Source organism: Bythopirellula goksoeyrii (genome assembly GCF_008065115.1).
Classification (GTDB): Bacteria; Planctomycetota; Planctomycetia; order Pirellulales; family Lacipirellulaceae; genus Bythopirellula; species Bythopirellula goksoeyrii.
This window is the reverse complement of the sequence record NZ_CP042913.1, coordinates 3,778,594-3,793,643: the sequence shown is the minus strand read 5'-3', so window position 1 is coordinate 3,793,643 and position 15,050 is coordinate 3,778,594. Positions and strand designations below refer to the sequence as shown.

Here is a 15,050-nt window from a genome sequence, read left to right as displayed (position 1 = left end):
AAAGCCAATTTTAGAACGATTTCCCCAATGGGCAATCCTGGTCTTAATAGATAAAATCTTCGGTTTCCCGGTATGTTGCGAGCTTGGGGGCCAGCGGTGCGTTCCATGGCGGTTAGCAAACCATCCAGCGGCTACACTTGAAAAAGCGAGTCCTATTCCATGACATCCTTGCTTTTCGACAAGACAGGCGGAGGAACCCTGTCGCAGAGAATCCTGGGTCATGTCGACCGGTATCGCATCACCACGCCGCATGTTGTCGAGCGGCTATTCTTTTCTGCTGAGGTCGGTCCAGATCATCATGCCAGTATACAGCAAGCCACGGAAGCTTTAGGCGAGCTGGTGTCAGCGGGCAAACTTCTCCGGCTGGTCGAACCGCAAAGTTCCAAGAAGAATTCTGCAACTAGCGATTCAGCAGCGACCAAGATCAGCAAGCCACAGGGGTCTTTTGCTGAAAGTGTCTATGTGCATCCCGAGCACAAGCTCACGGCGGGAGTTGATCTGGCGCGACTATGGTTTTGTTGCCTCGATACCGAGCGGAGGTATTTTGCGCTCCATGAAGAGATCGAGCCCCTGTTTGCCGAGGAAGGGATCGACCCACCCTATCACAACTTTTTCCATGCCATCTCCCAGGAAGAAGGGGGAGACGTTCTCTTTCGTCTCTATCTCTGTCGTGCCGAAAAGAAAAACGCTCGCGACCAACTCAAGAGCATTCTGACCAAGTATGCCAAGCAGTTCCACCAGTGGATCGACCAGGGAAGTTATGGTGTGGCGGTGATCGTGCAAACGAAGCAAAAGAAAAACGAGATCGAACAACTCTTGCAAAAAAGCTATGGGGGAAAGCTACCTCTGGATAATCAAGCCCGCTTTATCGTGACGGTCGTTCCTACCGAACAGAGCTATCCCGAAGCGATCAAGCAGTACGAGAAAAAGGTATGGAAGTGACGGAGAAACTATTCGATACCGGTCACTCCATCACGCTGGGGGAGTGGATGTATGATGAGAAGGAGGAACCGGAACTCTCCCTGCAAGATCTGTGGAGAAGTGACCAATCCCCGAGAGAACTTGGTAAGCAAGGCGATCCGGTCATCGTCTCGCGTGAGCTTCTCAAGTCGGGACACACGCATCTGCGCGGCAAGACCGGTTCTGGCAAAACGAGTCGCTTGATCCTCCCGCTAGTGGCGAACTTGATGAAGCCTTATACGCTCGCTTGGCAGGCCAAGGATGGGGAGCAACAAAGTTGTCTGGAACGCGATGCGATCGTGATCGTCGATCTGGGGGGTGATAAGGCCCTGTTCAATGCGGTCAAGAGTTTAGCGGAGGCAGATCCTGAGCGGGAATTTCGCTTTCTGTCGCTCGACGCTAATCACTCGCAGAAGTTTGATCCGTTCCAGAGTATTCCCGAAGATGGTTACCGCATTATCCGCTTGTGCAATCTGTTTCTCGAAGCCTTTTCACTCGATCATGGTCTCGCTTATGGGGGAAGCTGGTACAGCCAAAGAAATTTGTTGTTGATGCTTTCTATTTGTGAGCGACTTGTTGCCCAAAAACAGAGTGGTCGAGAGATTACACTCCGCGAAGTGGATCGCTATTTGCAAAACCCAGATACACAGAACATTCGTGATGCGGAACAGATCCGAGGGATCTTCCGATTTCTTCTCGAATATCCCCAATTGCAGCCGGGACCCCAAGACAAGGACGTCATTAATCTCAAAAACTCGATCCAAAATCGAGACATCATTTATGTGTTCGTCCCCTCCATCGCCGAGGCGACCACTGCCAGACAGATCGCAGGGCTTGTCTTGTACTCCACGGTCAATGCAGCCATGACGCTCTACGAACAACGTGAATCGGGGGAGGAAGGCAATAGGCCCCAGCCCCATGTCCATGTGTTTGTCGACGAGTTTCAACAGATCGCAGGTGCTTCCTTTGAGGCCTTGTTGACAGGTGCCAGAAAATACAATCTCTCGCTTTATCTGGCCAATCAAACCACCGAATCGCTTAAGACGCGAGATCTCGATTTGTCCGCCACTGTGAGAGACAACTGCACGTTAAAGATCTATCAGACGGTAACGGGGAAGCAGGATATTGAGGAACTCTTGACGTTCAGCCGAGAAACTACCCGGCGACTCAAAAGCACGAAGCAGAAAGAGAGCATTCGAGTCAAGCAGCGTGCGGCACTCGGGAGTGAATCGGAAAGCGAAAATATTACGACTCAACTTTCCAAATCAGAAATTCTCAATATCTCCGCCACCGCAGGTGCCTGCCTGGCGATCATCGAGGATGGCAAAGGGCATCGCGAGCCAATTCCTTTAATGACCAAATTCTTATGTTCAGAAGCCGAGTATTTACAGTTCCGTGCCCAGCCTTTGCCCAAGACCTCGGGGACTTCAACTCCCAGTGCTCGCCATGGCCGGGTACTATCGAGCATGCCGTTGTGGCGTTCTCAGCACTTGGAAGCCAATAAGTCAGCGGAACATCAGCAGCGACTGGGGCGATTTACCCAACTCAGAGAGCGATTGGAGGCCGAAGAGCGTGGAACGATGTAACTACCAGATCTGGTAAGCCCGCTCACGATACTCCCGGTGGATAGCTGCTAGTTTGGTCCGAGCGTAGCTCCCTCCCCCTTCGACAATGCTGTGCAGTTGCCCTTGGGCGTTGACCAACACAGCATCGGGGACGTGGCCTCCATAATCTCCCGTGCTCCCGTCCGAACGAAGCATATCACCCGAAACCCAGTGCAGATCAGAACCGGGGATTACGTGATTGTGCAAAAAGAGGTAGACCCCCGCCAGATGCAGGTCGTGTGAGAATTCGCTCGCCCGGGGCCGAACACGAACACCTCCAAAATGCTCACAAGCCCCTTTAGTGGGAAAGATAAGATCCATCATCTGTTTCTGCAGGCACCACCGTTTGCGGAGCCGATAGGCAACGGGTCCCAGGTCAGGCTCCGGATCCCCTGGGGACCACGTAAATTCGGGACCTTTGATTTCCAGCTCTGGATGAAGCAAATGAGATTCGCGAACCACCAATTGAGCTTCTTCAAGCTTTCTGATCATTTCATGGGCAATTCCCTCTTCACCGCTGTACCATTGGTGAGCAATCTGAGAGACCGAGAGAAATCGCACGTCTCTGGTGAGCGATTCAATCAGCTGTTCGTGATGGTCAAGTATGGTAGGCATGGTGAACTGAACGTGAGAACAGGAACTGGCCGGTAGGTTTTGGGGGATGGTTAAGTTGGCGGTAAGTCCAACCGAGTTTGGTGGAGAGTATGTGCGGCTAGTCGACAATTTGTTACCTTTGAGACTTCGATATCCGCCGCACAAGGATAGGAAGTCGAAAAACCTTCCATGAGAAAACAAGAGCGACTCTCCCCACGATGGACGAGAGCCGCTCACTAGAACGCTGCCAAAAAAGTTTGGCTACGAGACCTAGTTAACCCTCGGGAAGTTGGACGCCTCCAGAGCTTCCTTCCGTTTCACCAGGCAGATGAATTATCGCCGATATCTGTTTGCAAATCAAATCCTTTACGCATGATTTCTAGAATTCCAACATTTGGCTATGAGTCATGCCTCCTAAAACGCAAACATGAGACAAAGTCGCGGCGAAGCCGCGTCCTTTCTCTCTCAGCTTTCTTGCAGCTGGCGTGATAGAATGAGTTAGGGAAATTAATGGCGACCTAACTTCTCCCAACGAGTACGCATGGCGCTTAGCTCCCACATCCTCGCTTCTGCAGAATCGCCTCGCGCGACACTCTTTTCGTAATAGGCTTTGAAGAGACCTCTGTGGAGTGATTCCTGTAAATATTCTTCAAAGTTGCCCTCCGCTTTGAGGTGTGCAAGGAATTTACGAAAACGAATATCCTTCAATGCCTGTTGCTTGGTGGCACTGCACTGTTGCTGCTCTTGCCGAAGTGCCTGCCTCTGCTTGGCTTCTCGCTTGCGGGTTAGCTCAGCCTTTCGCTCGGACTCGGATTGATATCCCTTGCGAAACGCAAAAGGGGACTTACGGATAATACAGCTACCAAGCCACCCAGGTCCCAAATGTTCACCATGGGCGCGGCGGTCGTCATAATTCTCAAGGGCAGACAAGATGCGTTTACGTGAGTATTTGGTTAACAATTCGGCTGCATTCTCTATCCCTCGCTCTAATAGCTTTTCAGCCAGCGGATCGGAGTGGTCTGCCTTGTGGGGAAGCTGGTCCTGGCGGAGATCAGTGTAGACGACTTCCCAATCCCCACGACCTCGTCGGACATAGTTGGACTTGCAGAACCCTTTCTCCTCTAATTCGGCATGGGCCTTGGAGAGGGTAGCCTTGACTTGTCCCGTATGCATCTTGCGGCTCACACCTACTTTATCAAAGGCAAGTTGCTTGAGTGGAAAGGGGACCTCTTTGCGCCGGTAAAACCGTTTATCGAGCAGTCTAAACAATCGCTTGGAAATGGGACTCTGGAGACGTATCCAAAAGTCAAAATCAAGGTTGCGAATATTGCCAGATTGGAGGCTTTCCCACATGAAGTCGCCCCAGATGAACCAGCCTTGCTTGCCTTCGTAGGTGGCTTCTTCGTCCTGGAGTTTCCAGCGGTCGAGGAGACTAAAGGTATCCTTGACTCGTTTTTGTTTCCCTTTGTGCCAAAAGGCATCATTGGAAAGCACGGTTGTCCCTGTCCAGCGATCAAGACTTTCTGTCAAGCGGCGATAGCTTTTTCCATCTCTGGCCCAGTGAAGTTCTTCGAGAAATTCATAAGCGGTAAACGGAACTTTGCGGAGCTGCATGCCGTAGGTCTTGGTAAGTTTCAGGCAACCGACAAGAACTTCCTCATCGACTGAGGTGGGAAGCCCCAATAGATCCGAGCCAGTAACCGTCCACTGCCGCCTAACTCGTTGGTCCGTGGAGGGGTCTGTGATTTCGTCGGAAAAACTGAGCGTCTTGATCCCAAGAGGAGGTCGAGTACCAATCACAGCCAGGGGGAACTCAGCCAAATTCATTTCATCTTTACAAAGACAAGGTCGCTTAGGTACTGCGTTGTGTTTCTTCATTTCCCTCCACTTAGAAAAATCAACACCAGTTGAAGATCTGTTTATCTAAGTTTATTCGTTTAGGGCTCGTAACCCTTTGATCACGTTCCCCTTTTGGGCCTGTTTGGTCAGTCAAGTCACGTGGTTCGGTCAGTCACATCACGAGTCTTCGTCAGTCAAATCACAGCCCAATGGTCACTCAGGTCACGTGTTCTGTCAGTCAAATCACGTGTACTATCGTCAGTCAAATCACGTGGTGTGAGCCCCATCATGGTTTAAGCAACTTGAACTAGACGCTAGCCCAAAATGAAGGTAGATGGCAAGAGAAAAAAGAATGGTCTTGGTGAATCATAAAGTCTGGATTGGTTGCCACAACTGGGGATGGTTCACTTGGCTGGGCAAATATGGGGAAAGCTTCTAGATAAATGCTTAACACGGTTGGCAATCTCCCATTTCGCAGGCCACGCATCGGTAATTCAAAGAAGGAAGAGGTTTAGAGGTGGCGAGGGAGTTAGTTCCGACTCGTTTTTTAACTTATAAGGTCTCCCAGAACGAGAATGTCCCCTGGCCTCTTCGACGAGTACCGCTTGAGGGATTTGGCGGTTGGTGTGTGGACCCCGGTTGGGAGAGACCGCTGCAGATAAGCGTCGCCTAGTCATTGCACCGTTTGGGCCATTCCCCACCCGCAGCCATGTTGTCACCCGCGTTTTGTGGGTGTAACGAGTGATCGAACTCGCGTTTAGGCTTTCTCTCCAGCAAACGTTCCAACGATCTCGGGAGAATTCGAGTTCCGGATACCCCCACCGAGAAGGAGATCGGTAGTTTTAGCGGTCAATCGAGAGCCTGAGAGCGACATCGGTCGAAGAGTCGTGCTAACTTGCCTGCGACCGCACGTTCGTGCTTGCGGTCGCGCGACCGGACGAGGTATCGTTCAAAAAGCCTCTTGCGAGATCCGACATTTCTGTGTCAGGGTGAAAGCATGAATATTACCTTCGCACACAGTAAGGGAGGCGTGACCAAATCAGCCATCGCTAGTAATCTATGTGTCTGGCTCCACAAAAAAGGTCATAACGTGGCAGCTATCGACTTAGATGCTGGGGCCTATGGCAACAAATCGCTCACCACGAGCGTAGGGCAGGCGGAACCAGAGATACCCATTTATCAGCCGGCAGACTCGGCTGAGCTACGCGACTTGTTGCCACAACTGGCCGAACAATTTCATTTTACCGTGGCCGATGCACCTGGTGGTTTTCAGAGTACGGCACAAACAAACATTGAACTACTCAAACACAGCGATTTCGTACTCATTCCAGTTAAACCCGAGTTTGATGCCATTGAGCCGTTAACCGTCGTGGAAGAGATTATCGATGAAGCCCGACTGGAAAATCCACTCCTGGAAGCACGGGTCATTATCAACTGCCTGGATGGTCGGACGCGGACTGGACGTGATCCACAAAGTATAGTGGATCTGATCCATTCGATTTGTCCAAATCTAAGGGTGATGAGGCAAAAGGTCCGGGTCGACTTCTCAGCATTTCAGTCAGCTAGAATTAATGGAACTGTTGTCATTCAGGGGGGCCGGTCTCCGGCACAAGAAGATTTGAATGCATTGTTTGCCGAGTTGTTGAGCGACATGATCGTCAGCATTGGCCGACACAGTCAACAACAAGCATCTACTGCGAATAGTTAAGGAGGAAAGCATGAAACAAAAACGGTCGATGGATGAGGCACTCACGGCTGCCAAAGAATTACGCAAGAATCTTGTCGCAACTCCAGCTGCTCCGCAGCCCGAGTCGGAGTCTCATTTGAAAGTTGTTGATTCCCCAAAAGTTTCGCAAGAACGAAAACCGGTCAACACACAAGCCGAAGTAGATGCTTCGATTTCGCTGAACAGCGAACAGTCCGCCGGTTTTGTAGCGAGCGTGAAACCCATCTGGGTACGGCATACGATTGGTCTCCGAGATACGACGAGTCTCAGCTTACGAGACGCGGCCGATGGCCAGAAACGAAAAGAGCGGTATGGGAAGTTGGGAGTGGGGGAGCCAGCGAACGAACAAGAAATTGCCGATCTGGGCATTACGTTGGCTCTCAAGCAGTTGGGATACCTCTCCTAATAGAATGACTAAAGACCGGTAGGCTTCACCTTAGGAGAGAACCGATTTGAGCCGCTTGGCATAATTGAAATAGGTTGCCCGGCAACCACCTCCCTGGAGGGTAAAACTCTTGGCCCTGGCTTCTTGTGTCGGATAAGTTTCGTCAACCAATAGTTCCAAGGTAAGGCGGGTCCGCTGATTCCCTATGGATTCGGGAATTACTCGCTTCCAATCGAGGCCAGCGTTCTTTAGTTCGCGGGCTCGGTAGTAGAGTCGCATTGACGGCGAGGCGATTTGATCGAGTCGCTCGCCTATCCAACTGTAAAGTTCCAGATCATCAAACCATTCTCCGACTTTGAGATGAACCTCAATTGCGGTCGGCTGGAATACTAGTACTTGGCCACGATCCTCGACGGCTGCGGTGTTGCGATTGGTGCTTTTCCAGTCATTACTAATAATGACGACTCGACTACTGGTGATAAATTCTCGTGGAATCCCTTCTTTTTCGAGCCCTTTGGCAGCCGTATGCCAAGAAACCTTTTTTTCAGGTTCGGTCTGGCAAAGATTCTTGAGGAGTCGGACTCCGTTCTTATCCGCATGGAGAGAATCAACATCATCAATCACAATAAACTGGTCTCGATGGTTGTAGAGTTCCACGTAAATGCGAAAGGGGCTGGCATTGCCTTCAATCCAGCAGGTGTCACCTGCGAGGGTCTTTTGCACAATTCTGCTCTTAGCGAGTCCACGCGCACCCACCAGAATCACCAGATTCAGATGCCCTTCAGCAAAAGCTCGCACAAAGTTTTCCAGTTCCTCGTAAGTGGTGAGAATCATAGCATTTCTGGGGCTGAACTTCTGCTTGTGGGCTGAGGTTTGCTTCATGCCTTGAGAGTAGCACGACAAATAAGTCTAACGCACCCCTGTTTTTCTTAGACGGTTAGACTCTGTCTTGAGGATGTTTCAGATTATTCTTGTTCCTTGGCGACTTAACAGGGTCGTGGAAGTTCAGTGACAGTCGAAAGTGGTTTCTGGGACCTCGACTCTTAGACTCCGCTTGGGAGCTGTCTACCAAGGGAATTGTTGAATCATTCAAAGGGCTTAGTGCTGATTAGCAGCAAGAGTAACCCCTATTATTCCTCTATGGATAAAACGTGGGGGGGTTGCAAAATGTCCTTTTTGAAACTCCCTGTCTGTGCCATCATACTTTTATCGATGAAGAACGTTCCCGCAATTATAACTCAGGTAGAATATGTACCAGTCGCTATCTCGGTAGGCTTGCTTCCATCGCTCATTGAACGAGCAGGCAGCGACTCTTGCAATAGATTCTTAGAGTTCTTCGCGGCGCGAATTCGTAATCGTGGAACTCGCGATGCCTATGCCCGTGCTGCAGGACGTTTCTTCGCTTGGTGTGATCAATACCAGATTGAGTTGGCTCAAATCTCACCGTTCGCAGTTGCCAGTTATATCGAACAACTTATGCAGGAGTTGAGTCCTTCCACAGTAAAACTTCATTTAGCAGCAATTCGATCCCTATTCGATTACCTTGTCACAGGACAGGTCGTCCCGGTGAATCCAGCCGCATCAGTGAGAGGACCCAAGCATGTTGTGAAAAAAGGAAAAACTCCAGTCCTTACAGCAGAAGAAGCTCGACTGTTGCTGGATGGCATCGATCTACGAACGATTACTGGGGTTCGAGACCGGGCCCTGATCGGTGTGCTGGTTTATAGCTTTGCACGCGTTTCAGCTGCCGTCGGTATGAATGTGGGTGATTACTTTTCGCAAGGAAGACGCATGTGGTTTCGCCTACACGAAAAAGGGGGCAAGCACCATGAAGTCCCTGTCCACCATAATGCCGAAGAATACGTCGATGCTTATTTACAGCGGGCTGGTATCTGTGACGAGGCTCAAGGTCCCCTGTTTCGCACAGTTGATAGCTGGAGTAATCTGACGACATGCCGAATGCACCGTGTCGATGTGCTCCGCATGATCAAGCGGCGCGCTCGTCAAGTTGGACTCTCTTCGCGAGTCTGTTGTCATACATTCCGGGCAACGGGAATCACAGCCTATTTGCAAGGGGGTGGACTACTGGAACACGCCCAGCGAATTGCTGCCCATGAATCGGTACGAAGCACCAAACTCTATGACCGCACTTCAGACACAATCAGCCTCGATGAAATTGAAAAGATTCAGATTTGATGCCAAGCCGTTGATTCCTTTTGTCTATAGTCAGTGACATGACTTTGTCGTCTTCAGGGCAGGTAGCATTCTCTGTTTGTGAACCTATTGAAATCGGTTTGAGTAAGGTTTGAGAACGCGCTACACTGGGCTGTTCCATTCAGTAGGGTAACTTCTTTCAAGAACCTCTGGCTTAGTGCCCATTCGGAGAGGAGCAATCTTGCTCTTGTCCGAGACCGGCGACGTGCATTTTTTGAAGGTTCATTGATTCGGTGGCCACTCTGACCACTAGTAAGGAGGTTCCCATGGGAAAAATACGCTTAGGCTGTCTGTTTTGTGATCGCGATGACTTTGATGGTGTAGACGAGATTCCTGCCGATTGGTACGCAGTGGATCACGTACAAAGCTATGAAGATTCGTATGCCGAAGCAGTCGAAAAATCTGATCCGGTGTTTGATTGGCAAACCCACTTAGGGGTCTGCCCCTTGTGTGAAGATAGTCATTGTTTCGTGAACGAAGAATGAAGGTTTGGGTAAAGGTCGCGTTCTGCACGTCGTTGGCCTCACCCTTAGATATGAATACGCCTCAGTGGTATTCGATGTCAGTAACAGAAGCTTTTCGCAGATCAGCTCCATTTCCGGACGATCATCTCAGCGACGTCATCGGAGTCTACTGGATTGCTTAGAATAATAAAGATGTCGTGGGCCCCGAATGTGGTATATACTTTGACGCTTCCTCGAACTACTCGAACATGACCTGGCAGAAACCGGTGGCTTGACGATTTGTGGACACCGAGCAGCACCTCTCTTACCTAGGATAGGCTCTCAAGCAACGCTAGCGACCGGAGAACTGCTGGGTCGCAATCGTGGTTCCAATCGCGCTTTCTTGACATGGAACTGCCTACTTACAAACTCGCATCAAAGTCACTTTCAGTAGGGACTGACTCTGTCGCCATGCCCCTTTGAGGATGTCGGATGCCGATGCGAATTGGTGGAAGCGAAACTTGGAAGAGGAGGACGATGATGAGGAAGAAGGGTGGTGAGGGAACAGCAAGTCGATCAGCATGCGGATGACTGAAATCATTTCCACCTAGTTAATCTACTTGGTTCTTTGGTGGTTATTTTTGCACGACTGGTTCCCTGTTGGGAGGACTATGCCTGAGGAGGTCGACACGGGCCACGTCGAGCATAATCGGTTCTTTGCGGTGCGGAATGAGTAACTCGGCACTCTTTCCGACGAAATCCGGCAATTTAGCAAGTGGTCTCACCGAACTCGAATTGGCACTTCGATCACGGGCATGATCGGTTCAAGCTGTGTTTGGTAACGCTGAACAATCCTTTCATACAAATTGGTGACTTTTGGTGCAGAAACGGTGATGATCAATGCGTACTTAATTTTGTCACCGACGGTTGGCTTGCCAGCTTCACGAACTTGATAGTGGACATCGAAAATAGGGTCTTTAAGAGTGCGAGACTGAAATCGCTGTTGACGATGAAGCGTGGTCTCCCATTTGTGAGCGTCCAGTCGAAGCTCTTTTTCGGTATCAAAATCGGTGCGACGGAAAAAGCTCTTGGATTTTGGGTGAACAGCGTCTTCATCAAATTTATGGGCGTGGGGGCGAAACGTCACATCAAGACCACCGCGAGTGTAATTGCCGGGATCTTCTGGATCCGTTTGGCAGGCAAAGCAAAACGTGGCCGTCAGCGTGACCATGCCTTGCAGACTTCCTGATGGCAGCGGAACAGGTGTGCGAAGATACAGCCCTGGAGTTAGTACGCCTTGATAGACGACTCGTGCATGCCCGTCTGGGCAAATCACCAGGGAGTCTAAATCTTGTGCGACTCGTCCCCAGCCAATTTCATGCACCGATAACTCGCTGCTGGGTTCAGAGCAGTGAACGAGCAGAGACTTGATCGCCAGCATGGACAAACTGTTTCCAAAATGGGCACGAACTCCCATGCCCATACGAAGGGCATAGGGAGAAGCATAGCTTGTTCCTGCATCGGGTGTTGCAATTGTCGTTGACTGGTCTAAAACGAAAAACGGTTCGCTCCCGCAACCACCAAACGCGATGACTTCAGGTTTGATCAATCCTGGACTTCTACCTGGGCCGATGCAGCTGTAGGGGGCACGGTTCCACGTATCGCTACGACTATCGGCCGCTCCAATTGCAAGGGCGTTGACCGAGTCCGATGGAACCTGCACTCGGGCATTACCGGATTCGTGATCCTGTTCTCCCTCATTGCCGACAGCGATCGTTGTCAGCGTTTCACCATCTGAGAGTACGGAATCAAGCACGGCGGTCCAAGCATGCACGTCGTAATCTTCAATCGGGAGGGCTGGGCCGATGCTGAGATTGATAAACTGGTATTTGCGAGATTGCAAAACATTCTTGATATGGTTCAAAGCATCGTATAACTCCAGCGGATCTTTGGTGGTATGTTTATCGAGCACTCGGAAGTGATCGACCGTGCCATAAGGCTGAGATAGCTCGATTCCTTTGATTATTGGGCCAAACAGTACTGCGGATGTCACTCCAGTTCCGTGATCGACGTAACCATCGACTGCTGGGCCGATCCCTTCAGGGTCATGAGCTACCGCGAATGGAGTGTTGTGCAAGTCCGTAGAGATACCACCATCAAATACGGCGGCCCGAAGCTGCTTGTCGAGAGGCTGCGAATTGGGAAGCGTTACAGGAAATGGCTTTGTTTTGGCGGACGCTCGGATAATGGGGCGAAGCGGTCTCAAACCTGGCATTTCGCGAATGGTGCGCAGAAATGAAAACTGACTAAGGTCGTCAATCAATTGACGTGGGGCACGCACCGGTAGAAAACACAGACCACTTACGTCAAAGCGACGGTCCATGATTGGATCAAGGCCCAAAGACTCTGCATAGAATTCAAAGGCTTCGAGAATTCGACTCGGCCTGGGAATGCCTGACGTGTGCAGCACCACTTCCAGCATTGGCTCCGCCGTACGTTTGCGAAGTCTCTGCACGCGGTCTTTTGCTTGCGGTGCCCGAAAGTTTTCAATCTTGAACAAATCTCGTGAGCTTCTGTCAGTCTTACTGAGATTGGGAATTCCTTTTGCAAATCGATCAAAGTCTTCCCTTCTTCCTGCAACGAACAATTCGGTAGTCGGCGATTCTTCAGGGTCGCCTTGTTTCGTCCATTTTTCGGGAGTCGTTCTTGCTGGGCGAGATCCAATTGCTTCCATTCTTGCTTCCCGTAGCAAGTCGCCGGGAAAGTATGACTTGGCCGTGAACTGTGGATGCAGGGTGACAATTCCGACTGAGTATCCATCGGGGCAGGCTTCCTCGGGCAGTGCGGCAAGTGAGCTGGCAGCGACGGCAAACTGGGGTGCCAGCCGAGTTTTGGCATCGTTTAAGCCATAAGGGGGATCCTTCGATTCCATCGCTTTGCTGATATTCACCGGTGAGGTGAGGCGATGGCCGTTACCAAGAAGAAAGTTAGGTTTCTTTGCCATGGTCACCCCTAATCTGCGCTATGTAGTTTTCGAAGCGTGTCTCGACTTAGTCCGGTAAGATCGTTGATTGCTCGCTGCGACAGACCGGCTTCGTTAAGCCTTAGAGCAATTTCTTTTTTAGTTACTTTGGAATGGTTATCAATGTGCTGATGAATGAGTATCGGGAAAAGGTCTGAAAGTAAGCAGTCCTTCAACACTGCCTGCCTGCGAAGTAGTTTAATCTGGCGTTCGATGTCACTATAAGACTGTCCGAGAAGCACTTCGGTCAATGCTGGCAACCAGACCTCATCTAGGACGGTGCCTTCCTCAACGAACAGTTTTAATGCTTGCTCCACCGCATCGCGGGGCGGAAGTTCAAACTCGATGTGAACGTCAAATCGACGCCACACAGCTGGGTCTAGCAACTCGTGATAATTGCTGGCGGCAACAAGAAGTCTGCCTTCGGGCCAGTCATCAATCTCTTGCAACAGGACCGTAACAAGTCTTTTTAGTTCGCCCAGTTCTTGATGATCGTCACGTCGTTTGGCAATCGCGTCAAGTTCATCGAGCAGCAACACACACGGCACACCTTTGGCGTAGTCAAGTACGTGACGAACATTGGAGCCGGTGCGCCCAAGGTAGCTACTCATCACCGCCGACAAGTCGAGCATAAGAAGGGGTCGGTCTAGTTCACGAGCAAGCCACCGAGCAGCAAGTGTTTTCCCAACTCCTGGAGGACCCGTGAAGATTGCCGTGCGTGTCGGAGCCAGCCCTCGTCCATGTAGAGAGTCTGCGTGCTGATGCTCCATGACAATCTGGCGGAGCGATTCCTCGATATGGGTCTGCCAGATGGGTTCGTGTTCGAGTAATCCGGTCGATTCGATTCGAAGCAAGTCCAAGTGGCTGTCACGGTCGTGTGGAACCGTGGCCATCGCTTCGTTGCGTAGCGGCGATTTACGCGTGGGGGCCGCTTTGAGTAGATCCTTGAGCTGCTGACCGAGTTCCGGCACCAACTTTTGGTACTTTCGTGACATACGCGTGACATAGGTCTGGACGTCTTGCGGACGCCCAGCCAATGCCAGCCTTGCCAATTGGACCAAATCTTTGCTTTTTTCGCTCTGTTCGTCCACCAAGTGAAATCCTCCCCATTTGCGTGTTATTGAATTATCTCAGAAAGTGGACTATTTTACAAGAGTAAGTATTTACATCGTCCATTGCGGGGCGTATACTCCTTCCTAAATTGGGAAAACGGCGGACTAGTTGGCACCGTTTGATGCAAAAGTCGTCCACATCGTGGTCCTGCGGTCGTTTATGACAGGAATGCAAATGCGTGATCAATTCATAAAACACACAGATCTTGTTTCCTTTGCTGATAGTTCGGTGAATCTCAAGCGAGAGGATGCCAAGGAATATCGTGACCAAGTTAACCGGCTCCGCAGCATGTTGGAGGGATTCATTGCTGAGAATCCGGATGTCGGCCTCAGAAAGATGCTGCTTTCCGGCAGTCTTGCCAAGGGAACCGCTCTGAAGTCGCTCAACGACATCGACGTTGCAGTGCATGTGACTTCACCTGACGCGCCTACTGGGGAGGCGGACCTACTTGACTGGCTGATCGAGGAGCTTCGCAAGGTCTATCCAAACATGAACGCGGACCAGATCAGTCGCGGCAATCACTGTGTCCGCATTTCATTTCGGGGGAGTGGCCTTGATGTTGACGTCGTGCCAATCTACGAAATCAAGGATGACCCACTTGACCGGGGCTACTTGTACGCCAGCGATTCAGGTCAGCGAGTGCTGACCAGTATCCCAATGCACTTGGAGTTCATCAGAACACGAAAGCGTACTTGCGAGAATCACTACGCCCAAATGATTCGCTTCGCCAAATTCTGGTCGTCCAAGCGAAAGGCTGCGATTGGACCGTCATTTCGTTGCAAGTCGTATCTGCTGGAACTGGTAATGGCTAGTCAATTGGATTCCGGGGCAGTTTTTTCCAACTACCCAGACGCTCTTGAAGAGTTCTTCGCCTACATAGTGAAGAGTCAGCTGGCTGATCAAATTGCTTTCACAGATTTCTTCAGAGCCAGTGAGATCCCCAGGCGAGGTCAGAATCCGATCGAAGTGCTCGATCCAGTGAATCTCGATAACAGTATCGTCGCCGATTACACGACGAACGACCGAGCAAGATTAGTTGAGCAAGCAGAGGAAGCCCTCGATGCAATTTCGGAGGCTCGGCATGCCACCACAAAGGGACGCGCGGTGGAGTGCTGGAAGGAAGTTTTTGGCCCGACATTTAAGGTATAAA

General features: G+C 50.7%; 12 protein-coding genes. 7 read left to right on the top strand and 5 right to left on the bottom strand.

Annotation, left to right across the window (positions count from 1 at the left end; genetic code table 11):
* The first annotated feature begins 159 nt into the window (after positions 1-159).
* Together Pr1d_RS15045 and Pr1d_RS15040 are read left to right on the top strand one after the other, a co-directional pair.
* Entirely contained in the window at positions 160-942 is a 783-nt protein-coding gene (locus Pr1d_RS15045) for a hypothetical protein (protein WP_148074289.1), read from the top strand.
* Positions 939-2,546, top strand: a complete 1,608-nt coding sequence (locus Pr1d_RS15040) for a TraM recognition domain-containing protein (RefSeq protein WP_168205248.1) — start codon at positions 939-941, stop codon at positions 2,544-2,546. The genes Pr1d_RS15045 and Pr1d_RS15040 overlap by 4 nt, the downstream gene beginning before the upstream one ends.
* On the opposite strand, the gene Pr1d_RS15035 is transcribed toward Pr1d_RS15040, so the two are convergent.
* The gene (locus Pr1d_RS15035; RefSeq protein ID WP_148074287.1) at positions 2,547-3,179 is read right to left on the bottom strand and encodes a hypothetical protein; all 633 of its coding nucleotides are present in this window, start codon (positions 3,177-3,179) and stop codon (positions 2,547-2,549) included.
* A 486-nt stretch (positions 3,180-3,665) separates the two neighbouring features.
* Entirely contained in the window at positions 3,666-5,036 is a 1,371-nt protein-coding gene (locus Pr1d_RS15030) for a replication initiator protein A (protein WP_148074286.1), read from the bottom strand.
* 958 nt (positions 5,037-5,994) lie between these two features.
* Between Pr1d_RS15030 and Pr1d_RS15025 the strand changes: the two genes are divergently transcribed.
* Together Pr1d_RS15025 and Pr1d_RS15020 are read left to right on the top strand one after the other, a co-directional pair.
* Positions 5,995-6,705, top strand: a complete 711-nt coding sequence (locus Pr1d_RS15025) for a ParA family protein (protein ID WP_148074285.1) — start codon at positions 5,995-5,997, stop codon at positions 6,703-6,705.
* Between the two features lie 10 nt (positions 6,706-6,715).
* The gene (locus tag Pr1d_RS15020; protein WP_148074284.1) at positions 6,716-7,129 is read left to right on the top strand and encodes a hypothetical protein; all 414 of its coding nucleotides are present in this window, start codon (positions 6,716-6,718) and stop codon (positions 7,127-7,129) included.
* Positions 7,130-7,159: 30 nt separating this feature from the next.
* On the opposite strand, the gene Pr1d_RS15015 is transcribed toward Pr1d_RS15020, so the two are convergent.
* Positions 7,160-7,942 carry a hypothetical protein gene (locus tag Pr1d_RS15015; RefSeq protein WP_148074283.1) on the bottom strand — a complete coding sequence of 261 codons (783 nt, stop codon included), beginning with the start codon at positions 7,940-7,942 and terminating at the stop codon, positions 7,160-7,162.
* A gap of 333 nt (positions 7,943-8,275) precedes the next feature.
* Here Pr1d_RS15015 and Pr1d_RS15010 point away from each other — a divergent pair, with 333 nt between their 5' ends.
* Together Pr1d_RS15010 and Pr1d_RS15005 are read left to right on the top strand one after the other, a co-directional pair.
* Positions 8,276-9,304: a tyrosine-type recombinase/integrase gene (locus tag Pr1d_RS15010; RefSeq protein ID WP_210417726.1), complete on the top strand. Its 1,029-nt coding sequence runs from the start codon at positions 8,276-8,278 to the stop codon at positions 9,302-9,304.
* 284 nt (positions 9,305-9,588) lie between these two features.
* On the top strand, positions 9,589-9,807 hold the full coding sequence (locus tag Pr1d_RS15005; RefSeq protein WP_148074282.1) for a hypothetical protein: 219 nt from the start codon (positions 9,589-9,591) through the stop codon (positions 9,805-9,807).
* 739 nt (positions 9,808-10,546) lie between these two features.
* On the opposite strand, the gene Pr1d_RS15000 is transcribed toward Pr1d_RS15005, so the two are convergent.
* On the bottom strand, positions 10,547-12,769 hold the full coding sequence (locus Pr1d_RS15000) for a S8 family peptidase (protein ID WP_148074281.1): 2,223 nt from the start codon (positions 12,767-12,769) through the stop codon (positions 10,547-10,549).
* 8 nt (positions 12,770-12,777) lie between these two features.
* Positions 12,778-13,878 carry an AAA family ATPase gene (locus Pr1d_RS14995; RefSeq protein WP_210417725.1) on the bottom strand — a complete coding sequence of 367 codons (1,101 nt, stop codon included), beginning with the start codon at positions 13,876-13,878 and terminating at the stop codon, positions 12,778-12,780.
* Between the two features lie 196 nt (positions 13,879-14,074).
* Here Pr1d_RS14995 and Pr1d_RS14990 point away from each other — a divergent pair, with 196 nt between their 5' ends.
* Positions 14,075-15,049, top strand: a complete 975-nt coding sequence (locus Pr1d_RS14990) for a CBASS oligonucleotide cyclase (protein ID WP_168205247.1) — start codon at positions 14,075-14,077, stop codon at positions 15,047-15,049.
* Position 15,050 lies beyond the last annotated feature (1 nt).

Bases quoted from the DNA above. Each gene is read 5' to 3' on its own strand.
- Pr1d_RS15045 (WP_148074289.1), top strand. From the start codon at position 160: ATGACATCCTTGCTTTTCGACAAGACAGGCGGAGGAACCCTGTCGCAG.
- Pr1d_RS15020 (WP_148074284.1), top strand. From the start codon at position 6,716: ATGAAACAAAAACGGTCGATGGATGAGGCACTCACGGCTGCCAAAGAA.
- Pr1d_RS14990 (WP_168205247.1), top strand. From the start codon at position 14,075: ATGCGTGATCAATTCATAAAACACACAGATCTTGTTTCCTTTGCTGAT.
- Pr1d_RS15035 (WP_148074287.1), bottom strand. From the start codon at position 3,179: ATGCCTACCATACTTGACCATCACGAACAGCTGATTGAATCGCTCACC.
- Pr1d_RS15000 (WP_148074281.1), bottom strand. From the start codon at position 12,769: ATGGCAAAGAAACCTAACTTTCTTCTTGGTAACGGCCATCGCCTCACC.
- Pr1d_RS15025 (WP_148074285.1), top strand. From the start codon at position 5,995: ATGAATATTACCTTCGCACACAGTAAGGGAGGCGTGACCAAATCAGCC.
- Pr1d_RS15030 (WP_148074286.1), bottom strand. From the start codon at position 5,036: ATGAAGAAACACAACGCAGTACCTAAGCGACCTTGTCTTTGTAAAGAT.
- Pr1d_RS15010 (WP_210417726.1), top strand. From the start codon at position 8,276: ATGTCCTTTTTGAAACTCCCTGTCTGTGCCATCATACTTTTATCGATG.
- Pr1d_RS15005 (WP_148074282.1), top strand. From the start codon at position 9,589: ATGGGAAAAATACGCTTAGGCTGTCTGTTTTGTGATCGCGATGACTTT.
- Pr1d_RS15015 (WP_148074283.1), bottom strand. From the start codon at position 7,942: ATGATTCTCACCACTTACGAGGAACTGGAAAACTTTGTGCGAGCTTTT.